We start from the raw sequence: 15,264 nt of genomic DNA, 5'->3' as shown, positions 1-15,264 counted from the left end.
GTGGATGGTATGGAACAATTTGAACGAGGAGAATATGATGTTATTGTAGTTGGAGCAGGACATGCTGGAAGTGAAGCTGCTTTGGCTTCTGCCCGCATGGGATGTAACACACTACTTTTAACCATTAATTTAGACATGGTAGCCTTTATGCCATGTAACCCATCTGTTGGAGGACCAGCTAAAGGAGTGGTTGTCCGAGAAATCGATGCTTTAGGCGGAGAAATGGGTAAAAATATTGATAAGACTTACATTCAAATGAGAATGTTAAATACAGGAAAAGGGCCAGCAGTTAGAGCTTTACGTGCTCAAGCAGATAAAAATGCCTATGCTGAAGCCATGAAACATACAATTGAACGACAAGAGCACCTTACCTTACGTCAAGGATTAGTAGATGATTTACTAGTAGAAGAAGGAAAAGTAGTTGGAGTAGTGACTTCTACTGGAGCTGTTTACCGTAGTCAAGCTGTAGTAATTACAGCAGGAACAGCTCTTAAAGGAGAAATTATCATTGGTGAATTAAAATATTCTTCTGGTCCTAATAATTCTCAACCATCGATAAAATTAGGGGAAAGTTTACGTCGCTTAGGTTTTGAAGTGGACCGGTTTAAAACAGGAACACCTCCACGTGTCAAATCAAGCACTATTGACTATTCAAAGACAGAAATTCAACCAGGTGATACCTTACCTAATCATTTTAGTTTTACAACACCAGATAGTGAGTATTTGAAAGATCAAATTCCTTGTTGGTTAACTTATACCAATGAAAAAACGCATCAAATTATTCAAAAAAATCTTCACAGAGCTCCAATGTTTACTGGGATTGTTGAAGGCGTGGGAGCTAGATATTGTCCGTCAATTGAAGATAAAATCGTCCGGTTTGCTGATAAACCTCGTCATCAGATCTTTTTAGAACCAGAAGGACGTTATACAGAAGAAGTGTATATTCAAGGACTATCTACCTCACTGCCTGAAGATGTACAACATGCAATGGTTCAATCAGTTGAAGGATTAGAACAAGCGGAAATTATGCGTAGCGGTTACGCTATTGAGTATGATGTCGTGCTACCTCATCAATTACGTTCTACTTTAGAAACTAAATTAGTCGAAGGCTTGTTTACAGCAGGGCAAACCAATGGAACAAGTGGCTACGAAGAAGCAGCTTGCCAAGGATTAATCGCAGGGATTAATGCAGCACGTAAAGTGAAGCAAGAAGAACCTTTTATTTTAAAAAGAAGTGATGCCTACATCGGTGTATTAATTGATGACTTGGTAACTAAAGGAACAAATGAACCTTATCGTTTACTAACTTCTCGAGCAGAATATCGGTTAATCTTACGTCATGATAACGCAGACTTACGCTTAACTGAAAAAGGACATGCTATTGGATTAGTTAGTGATGAGGACTATGCCCTTTATTTAAATAAAAAGCAACAAATTGAAGAGGAAATGACTCGGTTACGTTCTATTAGACTAAAACCAACGCCAGCTATTCAAGCCTTTTTAGAAAGTAAACAAACAGCTCAGTTAAAAGATGGTATTTTAGCAGGTGACTTTTTGAAACGTCCTGAAATTAGTTACCGAGATTTAGCTACTTTTATTCCTGAACCAGAAGAAGAGTTAGATCATACAGTGATTGAGCAGGTCGAAATTCAAGTGAAGTATGAAGGATATATCAAAAAAGCGTTAGATAAAGTTGGAAAATTAAAACGAATGGAAGCGAAAAAAATTCCAGAGAACATTGATTATAATGCTATCAACGGTTTAGCTACTGAAGCACGTCAAAAACTTATTAAAATTGAACCAGAAACTATTGCTCAAGCAAGTCGGATTAGTGGTGTAAACCCTTCGGATATTAGTATTTTAATGGTTTATATAGAACAAGGGAAAATAGCGAAATTGCCTAAATAAGTAGGTGGTTTTTAAAAAATGTTTCACGTGAAACATTTTTAGTTATGAAAGTAAGCGGTACTATAGTCAATTAAAAGAAAAAAAGTAGGTGAGAAATCTCCTACTTTTTTTCTTTTAAATAAGTCATAAAAAGATTGAACTTCCTAACTATTTCAGTTAGAGTTAGTAATGGTTAAGTTGTGAAACATTTTGTTTCACGAGGAGGAGAGTAAAATGAATCCAAATGAATTTCAAGAGTATCTAGCCCAAGCAGGGATAGTCTTAAGTGAGAAACAACTAGCTCAATTTCAACGTTATTATGAATTATTAGTTGAATGGAATGAAAAAATGAATTTAACAGCTATTACAGAAAAAGAAGAGGTCTATTTAAAACATTTTTATGATTCTTTAATGGTAGCTCATTCTATGGATTTAACAGAAAAACCTATCACTTTATGTGATGTGGGTTCAGGAGCTGGATTTCCAAGTATCCCGTTAAAAATTGTTTATCCTAATATTCAAGTGACGATTGTTGATTCTTTAAATAAACGCATTAATTTTTTAACTCATTTATGTGAAGAACTAGAGTTAGAAGGAGTTTCTTTGTATCATGACCGAGCAGAATTATTTGGTCAAAACAAACAATTTCGTGAGCAATTTGATTTAGTTACAGCAAGAGCAGTAGCTCGTTTAAATGTATTAACAGAATTGTGTTTGCCTTTAGTTAAAAAACAAGGTTCTTTTTTAGCAATGAAAGCAGCTAAAAGTGAAGAAGAATTAACGGAAGCGATGAAGGCAATTAAATTATTAGGCGGAAAGGTAGTTAAAGAAGAAAAAGTTAGCTTACCTTTAAGTGAAGATACTCGCTACATTATTACGATTCAAAAGAAAAAAGAAACGCCAAATAAATATCCGAGAAAACCAGGAACCCCTAATAAAAAACCTATTAAGTAAGTCTTACCAGTTAAGAAAATTCAATTTTTTTATGTTACAATGAAACCATTGAAAAAAGATTGGCAAGATAGAATCGGAGGAAATAACATGGCACGAATTATTTCAGTAGCAAATCAAAAAGGTGGGGTTGGCAAAACTACCACCACTGTGAATCTAGGTGCCTCACTTGCGTATAATGGGAAGAAAGTCTTATTGATTGACACTGATGCACAAGGAAATGCTACTAGTGGTATTGGAGTCAAAAAGTCAGAGGTTAAAAAAGATATTTATGACGTATTAGTGAATGAATATCCTATAGCAAATGTGATTAAACCGACTAGTCGAGAAGGTTTGGATATTGTACCTGCAACTATTCAGTTAGCAGGGGCAGAAATTGAATTAACTCCTATGATGGCTCGGGAATCTCGCCTAAAAAGCGCTATTGATGAAATTAAAGACCAATATGACTATATTTTAATTGATTGTCCTCCTTCTTTAGGACATTTAACGATTAACGCCTTTACTGCTAGTGACTCTATTTTAATACCAGTACAGTGTGAGTACTATGCTTTGGAAGGGCTTAGTCAGTTATTAAATACTGTTCGTTTAGTTCAAAAGCATTTTAATCCAGAACTTCAAATAGAAGGTGTTTTATTAACCATGTTTGATGCTAGAACTAACTTAGGAGCAGAAGTTGTTGAAGAAGTTAGAAAATACTTTCGTGAAAGAGTCTATGATACAATCATTCCTCGGAATGTTCGGTTATCTGAAGCACCAAGTCATGGGATGGCTATTATTGACTACGATCCCCGCTCAAGAGGTGCAGAAGTCTATTTAGCTTTGGCAAAGGAAGTGTTGATGAATGAGTAACAGTAAAGGTTTAGGTCGAGGGATTGATGCGTTATTTCAAGATTTTTCTGCTTTAGAAGATGTAGATGTACATAAGGAGCAAGTGTTAGAAATTTCTTTAGAAGATTTACGTCCTAATCCTTATCAACCTCGTAAGATTTTCGATGAGAAAGGGCTGAAAGAACTGGCTCATTCCATCCAACAGTCTGGTGTTTTTCAACCAATTATTGTGAGAAAGTCTAAAATTAAAGGGTATGAAATTATTGCAGGAGAACGTCGTTTTAGAGCGTCTAAATTAGCTGGCAAAGAAACTATTCCAGCAATTATTAGAGATTTTGAAGAAGAAGCGATGATGCAAGTAGCTGTACTAGAGAATTTACAACGAGAAGATTTAAGTCCGTTAGAAGAGGCAGAAGCTTATGACATGCTAATGAAAAACTTAAATTTAACTCAAGTAGAATTGTCAGAAAGATTAGGGAAAAGTCGGCCGTATATTGCTAACTATTTACGCTTACTAAGCTTACCAACAGAAGTGAAAGAATTGGTTCAGGAAGAACAATTATCAATGGGACAAGCGAGAACGTTACTTGGTCTAAAAAAACCAGAACAAATTATTTTGCTAGCTAAACGAGCAGTAAAAGACAACTTGACTGTAAGACAATTAGAAAAATTAGTAACGGAGTACAATACCTTTGATCATAAACAACCTAAAAAAGTATCAAAAAAACTAGCACCTAAACCGATTTATATTCGGGAAAGTGAAGAAAGATTAATGGATAAATTTGGTACTCAGGTAGCTATTCATGAAAAAGAAGGCAAAGGAAAAATTGAAATCGAATATGTTTCTAGTGATGATTTAACTAGAATTTTAGATTTACTTCAGTTATCTTTTGATGAGGATGAATAAGAAAAGAGGTGTGTCTCATGTATGATTTAGGTGATACAGTAGAAATGAAAAAACCGCATGCATGCCAAACTAATGCATGGAAAATTATTCGAATGGGCATGGATATTAAGATTAAATGCCTTAATTGTGGCCAAATTGTCATGATGCCACGTCGTGAATTTGATAAAAAAATGAAAAAAGTAATCGCTAAGCATGATTCAATTAACTAGACTAAAGATGAAAGAGTGAATAATTTATGGCTTTAACAGCAGGAATTGTGGGCTTGCCGAACGTTGGAAAATCCACTTTATTTAATGCAATTACCAAAGCTGGAGCAGAAGCAGCTAACTATCCTTTTGCAACAATTGACCCAAACGTAGGCATGGTGGAAGTACCAGATGCTCGTTTACAAAAATTAACAGAATTAGTTAAACCTAAAAAAACAGTTCCGACTACATTTGAATTTACTGATATTGCAGGGATTGTTAAAGGAGCTAGTAAAGGAGAAGGATTGGGTAACCAATTTTTAAGTCATATACGACAAGTAGATGCAATTTGTCATGTTGTTCGTTGTTTTGATGATGAAAATATTACTCACGTAGAAGGTCGAGTAGATCCTTTAGCTGATATTGATACGATTAATTTAGAATTGGTTTTAGCTGACCTAGAATCTATTGATAAACGTTATACAAGAGTGGCGAAAGTAGCTAAAACAAAAGATAAAGAGGCTATGGCTGAATTGTCTGTTTTAGAAAAAATTAAGCCAGTTTTAGAAGCAGGAAAATCAGCAAGAACTGTTGAATTTACTGAAGAAGAACAAAAATTGGTTAAAGGTCTATTTTTATTGACGACTAAACCTGTTTTATATGTAGCCAATGTAGCTGAAGATGAAGTGGCTAATGTAGAAGAGAATGACTATGTAAAACAAGTGAGAGAATTCGCTGCAAGTGAAGGGGCAGAAGTGATTGTAGTTTGTGCCAGTGCAGAAGAAGAAATTGCTGAATTAGATGCAGAAGAAGATCGTCAAGAATTTTTAGAAGCATTAGGTATTGAGGAATCAGGTCTAGACCAATTGATTCGTGCTGCCTATGATTTATTAGGTTTAGCTACTTACTTTACAGCTGGTGAACAAGAAGTACGGGCTTGGACATTTAAAAAAGGGATGAAAGCACCTGAGTGTGCCGGAATAATTCACACGGATTTTGAACGTGGCTTTATTCGAGCAGAAACAGTTTCTTATGATGATTTACTACATTATGGAAATATGCATGCTGCTAAAGAAGCAGGGAAAGTTCGCCTTGAAGGAAAAGAATATTTAGTTCAAGACGGAGATATCATGCTTTTCCGTTTTAACGTATAATTGTGGCCAAATCATCTGCATTCGGAAATTCTGAAGCCATAGGAGGATATCACGTGGAAGAACAAGAATTACAAACCTTAGTTGCTGAAAATGAGATTTACGAAAAACAATTAACTAAGCGAAATGAGCAGTACATTTTTGATTTAAAAAAATCTCTAACAGCAGGCAACTTGTCACCTGAACTACAAGCTCAAGCTTTGAATCAATTGCTGCCTGAAATTGTTGAAGGACAAAAATCAGGGCAAACAGCTAGACAATTATTTGGAACAGTAACAGAGCGGACACAAAAAATATTAGAAGATCCTGAACCTAAACGAGCAAGAACGCGTAATGAAATTTGGTTAGATAATACGTTATTAATGTTTTCATTTTTAGCTTTGATGGCAGGCTTGCTACCTTTAATGAGTAAAAAAGGTCAAGTTACTCAACAAAATGGTTTGCTTTCCTTAATTATTGCATCGATTGCAGGGGGATATGCTTTTTACTTAATTTATAAGTATATTTATCAATATGATCAACCAGATGCAGATAAATCTAAACGACCAGGTATGTTTAAATCAATGCTTATCATGATGGGAATTATGTTAATTTGGATGTTTGTCTTTACTTTAACGGTATTAATTCCACCAGCTATCAACATTGTATTAGATCCATTTGTTTACGTTGTGTTAGCTATTTTAGTATTTGGTATCAGAATGTATCTTAAAAGAAAAATGAACTTACAAGGCAGTATTTTTAATAAGTAAGCAACAGACTAAAAAACACTTAATCTTAGGAATTAAGTGTTTTTTACTAAACTAAACCTTTTTTCATGAAAAAATCATTGGAAATTGGGAAGAATCATTGACTTATCTAAAAAGTAGTGATATTTTTGTAAGTAAAAAATTAAACAGAGGAGTGGCGATAAAAATTATGTCTAATTGGGAAACAAAGTTCGCAAAAAAAGGATTAACATTTGATGATGTTTTATTAATACCAGCAGAAAGTCATGTTCTTCCAAATGATGTGGATATGAAAATTAAATTAGCAAAAAACATTACGTTAAATATTCCATTTATCAGTGCAAGTATGGATACTGTTACAGCCAATAAAATGGCAATAGCAATGGCTCGTCAAGGTGGTTTAGGAGTTATTCACAAGAATATGACCATCGAACAACAAGCAGATGAAGTACGTAAAGTAAAACGCTCTGAAAGTGGCGTAATTATCGATCCATTTTTCTTAACCCCTGAACACTTAGTGGCAGATGCGGAACATTTAATGTCTAAATACCGTATTAGTGGCGTTCCTGTAGTTGAAACGTTAGAAAACAGAAAATTAGTGGGTATTTTAACTAACCGTGATTTACGTTTCATTACAGATTATCAAGTAAGCATTGAAAGTGTGATGACAAAAGAAGATTTAGTCACAGCTCCTGTGGGAACCTCACTAAAAGATGCAGAGAAAATTTTACAAAAACATAAAATTGAAAAATTACCTATCGTAGACGAAGAAGGTCGTTTAAGTGGCTTGATTACGATCAAAGACATTGAGAAAGTGATTGAGTTTCCAAATGCAGCCAAAGATGAACATGGACGATTATTAGTAGCAGCTGCTGTTGGTGTAACTAGCGATACTTTTGAAAGAGCTCAAGCTTTATTAGATGCTGGGGCAGATGCTATTGTTATTGATACAGCTCATGGACATAGTGCTGGAGTTATTCGTAAAATCAAAGAAATTCGTGAAACATTCCCTCAAGCTACTTTAATTGCTGGTAATGTGGCAACTGCTGAAGCTACTAAAGCCTTGTATGATGTAGGAGTTGACGTGGTGAAAGTTGGGATTGGACCTGGCTCTATTTGTACAACTCGTGTGGTAGCTGGAGTTGGGGTTCCTCAATTAACGGCTGTTTATGATGCTGCTAGTGTGGCACGCCAATATGGTAAAACAATTATTGCTGATGGAGGTATTAAGTACTCTGGAGACGTGGTAAAAGCGTTAGCTGCTGGTGGACATGCTGCTATGTTAGGAAGTATGTTAGCAGGAACAGATGAATCTCCAGGTGAATTTGAAATCTATCAAGGTCGTCGTTTTAAAACTTACCGAGGAATGGGTTCTCTTGGCGCAATGGAAAAAGGCTCAAGCGACCGTTATTTCCAAGGAAGTGTCAATGAAGCGAATAAATTAGTTCCTGAAGGTATTGAAGGACGTGTAGCTTATAAAGGTAGCGTTTCGGATATTATTTTCCAATTAGTTGGAGGACTTAAAGCAGGCATGGGTTACGTTGGAGCAGGTAACTTGGAAGAATTACGTGAAAATGCTCAATTTGTTCAAATGAGTGGTGCTGGATTACGTGAATCACATCCTCATGACGTTCAAATTACTAAAGAAGCACCTAACTACTCTGTAGAATCTTAATAGAAAAAAATAAAGACTAACCTAATTAAATGGTTAGTCTTTATTTTTTATTTCCTGATAGTGATAGCCACTATAATATACAGTCATAGGGGTTTCTTCTCGGTTTAATAGCTCTGAAATAGTCACTAGCTGATAGTTCTCTTGTTTAAGATAGACTAAAAGGTTATCTAAAGTTTCAGCTGTGGTTTGATGAATATCATGGAGCAAAATAATATTACTCTGTGATAATTGTTTTTTTATGTCAATCATAATTTGTTCTGGGTTTTTAGTTTTCCAGTCGAGAGAGTCTACATCCCAATTAACAATTGGAGTAGCAATATTTTGAGCAGTATTATAAGAAATATTTCCATAAGGTGGTCGAACATATTGAGGTATAGTTCCTGTTATTTGATAAACAATTTGTTGAGTTTTTAGTATTTCAGTTTTAACTTCTTTAGGTGTTAAGGTTTCTAAATTAGGATGACTAAAGGAGTGATTCCCTATTTCGTGTCCTTGTTTAACTAGTTGAGTAAGAATATCAGGATAGCGAGCAGCTTGTTTTCCTAAAACAAAAAAGGTGGCTGGAACTTGGTGTTGGTTTAAAATGTCTAATATTTTTTGAGTAGTTTCCGGATGTGGACCATCATCAAAGGTTAATGCAATTTTTGGTTCAGGTGTTGTTTGTACTTGGTATAACTCTTTTGTTTTTTGCCGGAAAGACTTAGGAATAAGAGGTTGTTCCATAAAAGCTGCGTAAGTATGAAAAGGCAAGTGCCAAGTCTTTTTTGGTGTGTTAACGACAATTTGTTTATCCTGATAACTAAAGTTTGTCATATCTTCTTTTAAAAGAGACATATCTAACAGCGTATCTAGTTGGTTAGGTGTTTTCTTTAACTGATCCATTTGCTGTTGATGATTGATTTTAGTTAGTAAAGCTTGACCTTTAAAAAGATCCCCTAAAGTTAAAAGTCTATCAGTATCTAGTCGCCAATAAAAATGAGACTGACTTGTTTTGGCTGATTGCTTCCAGTTTTTTAGCCAAGTTTGCCAATTAAAATAGGTAATATCATAGTGAAAGTAGTTCACTCCTTCTAGTTGTTTCTTAGGTGTAACAGTCACTTTTATTACCTGATTAGAAGTAGCAGGAGCTACTAAGTGTTGTTGTTTAAGATCGGTATAAATTTGCTTATGTGTTAAATAAGAAGGGGCGTCAATGATTATTGTTGGAGATTCTTGACTAAGGAAAAGTCTATCAGATTTAACAGGCGCTTGTTTTAATTGATTTACAAGCAGTTGTTGTTCTTTATTTATTAGTTGTTGCTGGTAACTTTGTTCATGTTGAACAAAATAAAAGAGATAGGTAAGAAGTAAGCCAGCTAACATAAAGTATAAGAGAATTTTTTTACTAGTCCCTGTCATAAGCAACATTCCTTTTCCTAACGAGTTACTTTTATTGTAAAGAGGTTGTTACATAAATGCAATGAAAATGATAAAAAGCTTTTCCCACTAAATAAGTGGAAAAAGCTTTAGTTAAGTGTTTATTTTGTTATTTTAGTTATGCCACCCATGTAAGGAACTAAGACTTTAGGGATTGTAACACTACCATCTTCATTTTGGTAATTTTCTAAGATTGCCGCTACGGTTCTACCTACTGCTAAACCAGATCCATTTAAAGTATGCACATATTGTAGTTTGCCTTCTTGATTACGGAAACGGATTTTTGCCCGACGAGCTTGGAAGTCTACACAGTTAGAGCAAGAACTAATTTCTCGGTAAGTATCTTGTGCAGGAATCCATACTTCAATATCATAAGTTTTCGCTGCAGAAAAGCCCATGTCTCCTGTACATAAAGTAATTCGGCGGTAAGGAAGATTTAGTTTATCTAAAATATCTTCAGCGTTTTGCGTCATTTTTTCTAACTCATCAAAAGAATGATCCGGATGAGCAAATTTCACCATTTCGACTTTATTAAATTGGTGTAAACGAATTAAGCCGCGAGTATCTCGGCCGGCACTTCCTGCTTCAGATCTAAATGATGGACTTAGAGCAGTGAAATAAATAGGTAACTCTTGTTCATCTAAAATTTCATCTCGGTAAAAATTAGTCAAAGGCACTTCAGCTGTTGGAATTAAGGTATAATCTGAATCTGCTAATTGGAACACATCTTCTTTAAATTTAGGGAACTGTCCTGTGCCAAACATCGATTGATTATTAACCATGTAAGGAGTAATCATCTCTTGGTAACCATGGTCATAAACGTGAGTGTCTAACATAAAGTTATAAACAGCACGTTCTAACCGAGCGCCAAGTCCTTTGTAGTAAAGGAAGCGACTACCTGTTACTTTAGCCCCACGTTCAAAGTCTAAAATATCTAGTTCTTCCCCAATTTCCCAGTGAGGTTTAGGCTCAAAGGTAAAAGTTTTAGGCGTACCAACTCGGTGAACTTCCACATTTTCATCTTCATCTGCCCCAACAGGAACAGTTTCATCTGGCAAGTTAGGTAAACGAGTCATAATATAAGTCATACTGTCATCGATTTGATTGACTTGATTATCTAACTCTTTAATTTCATCCCCTAATTGTTTCATCGCTGCTATTTTATCTGTAGCATCTTCTTTGTTGCGTTTTAATAATGAAATTTCTTTAGAAGCTTCATTTCTAAGTTGTTTTTTAGCTTCTACTTGTACTAGAAGTTGGCGACGTTTTTCATCCAATTCCATTAATTCATTTAAGGTTTGTGCCTCAACACCACGAGTCATTAACTTTTCTTTGATTCCATCAAAGTGATTTCGAACCATTTTCATATCTAACATTATATATTTCCTCCTTTAAATTAATTAATGCCATAAAAAAACCATTTCATCTCAAGAGTAAACACTCTTGGGACGAAATGGTTTGAATTCGCGGTACCACCCAAGTTCAACCAACAATTTGTTGTTGCACTTTTAGACTATAACGGAGTCTTTAACCGAAATAGATTATGTCTCTATTTGATCTAAATAGGATGGATTCGGACTTATTCTTAATTGACTTGCAGCAACCGTCAACTTTCTGGATAAGAAGGTAAGCCTTACTAGTTCCTAAAATCTTGTTATGAAATTACTTTTTAGTATAGTCAGTCTTTTTTTTAAAGTCAAGAATATTTACAAAAAGATTAGAAAGATTGCACAAGATGTTTTATTTTTCGACCTAACAATACAAAAGGATTAGCTTTTTCTACAGAGCTAGTCACAATTACTGGAGCTTTTTGGACTTGCTTAGGTGTATCTAAATAGCCTAAAGTATCTTCAGTTAATTGAACGGTAACATTTCCAACTTCTGTATTTTTTTGAATAGGTGCGTAAACAGTTGGTTGATTATTATTACTGTGAGTATCCATGTTAATTGTGTAGGTTAAATGTTTAGTTGGCATATTTTTTTCTGTCCAAAAAGTAAGATCTTGATTAATTTTAATGGGGACAGTTAACTCTTTTCCTTTATTAACAGAAACCACAGGAAAATCTGGGATAACATCCCCCTTATGAATGAGAGTTTCTTGTTGCCAATTGTTATACACATAATCCATTAAGTTAGCTGTTTCTTTAAAGCGTACACCACTATCTTGTTCCCAATTGTCTGCATTCATAACAACAGTAATCAATCGTAAATTGTCTTGCTTAATGGTACCGACAAAACATGCTCCTGCAAGTAAGGTGGTCCCTGTTTTTAATCCATCTACCCCAGCTTTTTCATAAGGCATACCTGGAAGCATCATATTCCAATTGCTCATCGGTATTTCATTAGTCGTTCCTTTAGCGAATATGTCAGATGATTTTTTAGAATAGTCTAAAAATTCTGGATAGTCATGAATTAAGTGTCTAGCAACAATTGCCATACTTTTAGCTGACATTTTATTTTCATCTTTTGGTTGACTTCCTGGATAGATTTGTCCTTTGGCATCTTCATTGTTGATACCCGAAGTTGAAATTAAGTAGGCATCATCTAGCTGCCATTCTTTGACTTTTGCTCGCATACGGTCAACGAAATCTTTTTCAGATCCAGCAACTTTTTCTGCAAGAGCAACCGCTGCAGCATTAGCAGACACAACTTCTGTTGCATTAAATAAATCTTTAACAGTATAGGTGCCATTTTTTTCAAAAGGAACATTAGAAAGTTCCATATCTTGACTTAATTCGTATAAATGATCATTTATCGTGACCTTGTCATCCCAGTTAAGCTCTTTCTGATGTATTGCTTCTAAAACTAAGTACATCGTTAAGAGTTTAGTCATAGAAGCGATAGGTAAAGCTTCTGTTGCATTTTTTTCATAAAATATTTTACCACTGTCGCTATCAATGGCGATGGCGGCTTTTGCTTGTACATCAAAATCAGTTGTAAAACTAGTGTCATCTGCATAAACAATCGTGGTGAATGTTCCAATGACTAAATTAAGTAGTAGAAAACCAATAATAAACCTTGTTTGTCTTTTTTTCATAGTGACCTGCCCCTCCAAGCATTTTATAAATCCTTTTATAATGTATCTATTTTTTGTTTCAAAGGCAAGTGCATAACAAAAGAAGTCCAATGATTTTCCGATTTAGCATAAATATATCCACCATGAAGGACTACGATACTTTGAGCAATTGCTAGCCCTAAACCAGTGCCACCAGTTTCTTGATTTCGTGATTCTTCCACTCGGTAAAATCGATCAAATAAATGAGACAGTGAATTTTCAGGAATAGTTGGGCCGTCATTCATAATGGTAATCACTGCCTCACTACCAATTTTTTCAGCTTGTAAGATAATTTGTTTACCACCTTTACCATATTTCAAGGCATTGGAAATTAAATTATTAAAAACCCGAACTAGCTTTTCAGTATCTCCTTCCATTATAAAAGGAGAAGGGTGGGTGGTAACTTCAATGGACATGCCTTTTTTGTGAGCATCTAGTTCAAAGTCGATGGCAATCTGATCTAAAAGTTGTTCCATATCAAATTGAATGGCTTGAATCGGTGTAGAAGGTTGTCTTACTTTCGTATATTCAAATAAATCATCTACTAAGACTTTCATTTGTTTAGATTTAGAATAAGCTGTATGAGTATATTTGAGTAACTCTTCTTCTGAATGATACTGTTTATCTTCTATTAAACCTAGATAACCAATAATAGAGGTTAAAGGAGTTCGAATGTCGTGACTAATATTAGTAATCAGTTCATCTTTAGATTGCTCTATTTTTCTTTCTTCTTCAATTGCTTCCACAGTACTATCGACTAAGCCGTTAATACTTTCTACTACTTTTCCAAGATCTCCGCTAAGTTCAAAAGGAATTCGGTGATCATAGTTGCCATTTGCAATGTAGTGTAATTCACTAATAATATGACGTAGTTGCATTTGTTTATATCTACGAATTAAGCGCCAAAAAAGCACAGCCAAATCAATGACTCCTAAAAAAAACATAAAAGCAGTTCCTAATGAATAAAATGAACTATCAAAGAAGGTTTTAGCTAACACATCTTTGACTCCAAAAATAATATTTTCTAGGGTATAGCTTTCATTAATAATTTGTCTAGCAATCACAATGATAGCTAAATTCAAAAGAAGTAGGAGGACAATTGTAACAATTCCTTCAATAACTAATTCACTTTTTTCTTTAGAAGTTAGTTTTATCCGAGTCATTTTCTTTTGTGGCGTAACTTCTTTTTCTACATTAGTGGTATCAACTTGATTGCGACGTTTAAGCTCCTTCAATTTTATAGCCAACTCCCCACACTGTTTGGATGACTTTTTCTCCGCCAGTAGCTTCTTCGATTTTATCTCGCAGGTGGCTAACGTGAACCATCACTGTTTTAGCTGAAACAAGACTTTCCTGTTGCCATACACGCTCAAAGATTTCGTCAGCACTAAAGACTTTGTTAGGATGGCTTGCTAATAAATATAAAATACCAAACTCTAGAGCAGTTAGTTGTATTTCTACACCTTGATCAGTTTTTACCTCATGAGAGTCTTTTTTTATAATAAGCGGGCCAATTTCTAAAATATCTGGTTCATCATTGGTTACTTGCATGCTAGTACGTCTTAATAGTGATTTTACTCTAGCCATAACTTCTAATGGATTAAAAGGTTTGGTAACATAGTCATCTGCACCAGCTACTAGTCCTTGGATTTTATCCATATCTGTGGTTTTGGCTGTTAAAAGAATAATGGGAATTTGAGATTCTTTTCGCAACTCTTTCACTACCTGCATGCCATCCATTTTAGGCATCATAATATCTAGGATCATTAAATCAACATCTGGATTAGTAACAAGTTTTGTGATAGCTTCTTTTCCATCATAAGCTTTAATCACCTCATATCCTTCGTTTTGAATATATATACTCAACAGTTCAACAATTTCTTTATCGTCATCAACTACTAAAATCTTCATCGCATAAATCCTCCATTAGTATTATCATTATTTCTTTTATTGTATCAGATAAGAGAGAGAGTCAGAAATATAGTGATATAGAAGTTATAATAATTTTTAGATTTTTAAGAAAAAAATAGAAAAAAGACTTGCAATTGATTTAAAATCTTGCTATATTATTACTTGTCGCTAAGACATCAAAACAATTTTGTTTAAATAAAAAAACATTTAAAAAAAGTGTTGACAGTATTTAAATCGAATGTTATGATATAAAAGTTGTTAAGTGCTTCGTTAAAACGACTCGAAAAAATTATTTTAAAAAGTTGTTGACAAAGTCAACTGTTTCTGATATGATTAAGTAGTTGTTGAAACACGACAATTTAGACCTTTGAAAACTGAACAAAGAATAAGACGAACCAAATGTGTAGGGCGTTTTTACAAGATGTAAAAACAAACTTATATTATTATAGTGAAGTCAATTCGCTAGCAAACAAAATTGAGCTAAATGTCTTCGGACATTATCATACTTTTATTGAGAGTTTGATCCTGGCTCAGGACGAACGCTGGCGGCGTGCCTAATACATGCAAGTC

The 15,264-nt window shown here is 34.5% G+C and carries 13 protein-coding genes, 1 rRNA gene and 1 other annotated feature; of the genes, 9 read left to right on the top strand and 5 right to left on the bottom strand.

Annotation, left to right across the window (positions count from 1 at the left end):
* The first annotated feature begins 9 nt into the window (after positions 1 to 9).
* The 8 genes from mnmG (at position 10) to guaB (ending at position 8,312) form a co-directional block, all read left to right on the top strand.
* Positions 10 to 1,908 carry a tRNA uridine-5-carboxymethylaminomethyl(34) synthesis enzyme MnmG gene (mnmG, locus tag C7P63_RS09390; RefSeq protein ID WP_125943900.1) on the top strand — a complete coding sequence of 633 codons (1,899 nt, stop codon included), beginning with the start codon at positions 10 to 12 and terminating at the stop codon, positions 1,906 to 1,908.
* Between the two features lie 213 nt (positions 1,909 to 2,121).
* On the top strand, positions 2,122 to 2,841 hold the full coding sequence (gene rsmG, locus C7P63_RS09385; RefSeq protein ID WP_125943899.1) for a 16S rRNA (guanine(527)-N(7))-methyltransferase RsmG: 720 nt from the start codon (positions 2,122 to 2,124) through the stop codon (positions 2,839 to 2,841).
* Between the two features lie 87 nt (positions 2,842 to 2,928).
* On the top strand, positions 2,929 to 3,690 hold the full coding sequence (locus tag C7P63_RS09380; protein WP_125943898.1) for a ParA family protein: 762 nt from the start codon (positions 2,929 to 2,931) through the stop codon (positions 3,688 to 3,690).
* Positions 3,683 to 4,576: a ParB/RepB/Spo0J family partition protein gene (locus tag C7P63_RS09375; RefSeq protein WP_125943897.1), complete on the top strand. Its 894-nt coding sequence runs from the start codon at positions 3,683 to 3,685 to the stop codon at positions 4,574 to 4,576. The genes C7P63_RS09380 and C7P63_RS09375 overlap by 8 nt, the downstream gene beginning before the upstream one ends.
* Positions 4,577 to 4,593: 17 nt before the next feature.
* A complete protein-coding gene (locus C7P63_RS09370) occupies positions 4,594 to 4,785 on the top strand; it encodes a DUF951 domain-containing protein (RefSeq protein WP_125943896.1) in 192 nt (63 codons plus the stop codon).
* A 26-nt stretch (positions 4,786 to 4,811) separates the two neighbouring features.
* Positions 4,812 to 5,915, top strand: coding sequence for a redox-regulated ATPase YchF (gene ychF, locus C7P63_RS09365; protein WP_125943895.1), 1,104 nt, complete (start codon positions 4,812 to 4,814; stop codon positions 5,913 to 5,915).
* A gap of 53 nt (positions 5,916 to 5,968) precedes the next feature.
* Positions 5,969 to 6,661 carry a DUF1129 domain-containing protein gene (locus C7P63_RS09360; RefSeq protein WP_125943894.1) on the top strand — a complete coding sequence of 231 codons (693 nt, stop codon included), beginning with the start codon at positions 5,969 to 5,971 and terminating at the stop codon, positions 6,659 to 6,661.
* Between the two features lie 166 nt (positions 6,662 to 6,827).
* On the top strand, positions 6,828 to 8,312 hold the full coding sequence (gene guaB, locus C7P63_RS09355; RefSeq protein WP_125943985.1) for an IMP dehydrogenase: 1,485 nt from the start codon (positions 6,828 to 6,830) through the stop codon (positions 8,310 to 8,312).
* 33 nt (positions 8,313 to 8,345) lie between these two features.
* On the opposite strand, the gene C7P63_RS09350 is transcribed toward guaB, so the two are convergent.
* From C7P63_RS09350 to croR, 5 genes are all read right to left on the bottom strand, one after another.
* Entirely contained in the window at positions 8,346 to 9,710 is a 1,365-nt protein-coding gene (locus tag C7P63_RS09350; RefSeq protein ID WP_165863815.1) for a polysaccharide deacetylase family protein, read from the bottom strand.
* Between the two features lie 119 nt (positions 9,711 to 9,829).
* Positions 9,830 to 11,104 carry a serine--tRNA ligase gene (serS, locus tag C7P63_RS09345; RefSeq protein ID WP_125943892.1) on the bottom strand — a complete coding sequence of 425 codons (1,275 nt, stop codon included), beginning with the start codon at positions 11,102 to 11,104 and terminating at the stop codon, positions 9,830 to 9,832.
* A gap of 65 nt (positions 11,105 to 11,169) precedes the next feature.
* Positions 11,170 to 11,384 (bottom strand) — a binding site (T-box leader).
* A 61-nt stretch (positions 11,385 to 11,445) separates the two neighbouring features.
* Positions 11,446 to 12,765, bottom strand: a complete 1,320-nt coding sequence (locus tag C7P63_RS09340; protein ID WP_125943891.1) for a serine hydrolase — start codon at positions 12,763 to 12,765, stop codon at positions 11,446 to 11,448.
* 35 nt (positions 12,766 to 12,800) lie between these two features.
* Positions 12,801 to 13,946 carry a sensor histidine kinase gene (locus C7P63_RS09335; RefSeq protein WP_125943984.1) on the bottom strand — a complete coding sequence of 382 codons (1,146 nt, stop codon included), beginning with the start codon at positions 13,944 to 13,946 and terminating at the stop codon, positions 12,801 to 12,803.
* 58 nt (positions 13,947 to 14,004) lie between these two features.
* Entirely contained in the window at positions 14,005 to 14,694 is a 690-nt protein-coding gene (gene croR / locus C7P63_RS09330; RefSeq protein ID WP_125943890.1) for a response regulator transcription factor CroR, read from the bottom strand.
* Between the two features lie 507 nt (positions 14,695 to 15,201).
* On the opposite strand from croR, the gene C7P63_RS09325 reads away from it, so the two are divergent.
* Positions 15,202 to 15,264: ribosomal RNA gene (locus C7P63_RS09325) — 16S ribosomal RNA — on the top strand; the annotation flags it as partial.

It is taken from the genome of Vagococcus humatus, assembly GCF_003950325.1.
GTDB classification, from domain to species: Bacteria; Bacillota; Bacilli; order Lactobacillales; family Vagococcaceae; genus Vagococcus_C; species Vagococcus_C humatus.
The sequence above is the reverse complement of the archived record's forward strand: the minus strand, read 5'-3'. Positions and strand labels throughout refer to the sequence as shown.

What these genes read in the sequence shown, in the direction of transcription:
- mnmG (WP_125943900.1), top strand. Translation starts at nt 10, where the DNA reads ATGGAACAATTTGAACGAGGAGAATATGATGTTATTGTAGTTGGAGCA.
- rsmG (WP_125943899.1), top strand. Translation starts at nt 2,122, where the DNA reads ATGAATCCAAATGAATTTCAAGAGTATCTAGCCCAAGCAGGGATAGTC.
- C7P63_RS09380 (WP_125943898.1), top strand. Translation starts at nt 2,929, where the DNA reads ATGGCACGAATTATTTCAGTAGCAAATCAAAAAGGTGGGGTTGGCAAA.
- C7P63_RS09375 (WP_125943897.1), top strand. Translation starts at nt 3,683, where the DNA reads ATGAGTAACAGTAAAGGTTTAGGTCGAGGGATTGATGCGTTATTTCAA.
- C7P63_RS09370 (WP_125943896.1), top strand. Translation starts at nt 4,594, where the DNA reads ATGTATGATTTAGGTGATACAGTAGAAATGAAAAAACCGCATGCATGC.
- ychF (WP_125943895.1), top strand. Translation starts at nt 4,812, where the DNA reads ATGGCTTTAACAGCAGGAATTGTGGGCTTGCCGAACGTTGGAAAATCC.
- guaB (WP_125943985.1), top strand. Translation starts at nt 6,828, where the DNA reads ATGTCTAATTGGGAAACAAAGTTCGCAAAAAAAGGATTAACATTTGAT.
- C7P63_RS09350 (WP_165863815.1), bottom strand. Translation starts at nt 9,710, where the DNA reads ATGACAGGGACTAGTAAAAAAATTCTCTTATACTTTATGTTAGCTGGC.
- serS (WP_125943892.1), bottom strand. Translation starts at nt 11,104, where the DNA reads ATGTTAGATATGAAAATGGTTCGAAATCACTTTGATGGAATCAAAGAA.
- C7P63_RS09340 (WP_125943891.1), bottom strand. Translation starts at nt 12,765, where the DNA reads ATGAAAAAAAGACAAACAAGGTTTATTATTGGTTTTCTACTACTTAAT.
- C7P63_RS09335 (WP_125943984.1), bottom strand. Translation starts at nt 13,946, where the DNA reads ATGACTCGGATAAAACTAACTTCTAAAGAAAAAAGTGAATTAGTTATT.
- croR (WP_125943890.1), bottom strand. Translation starts at nt 14,694, where the DNA reads ATGAAGATTTTAGTAGTTGATGACGATAAAGAAATTGTTGAACTGTTG.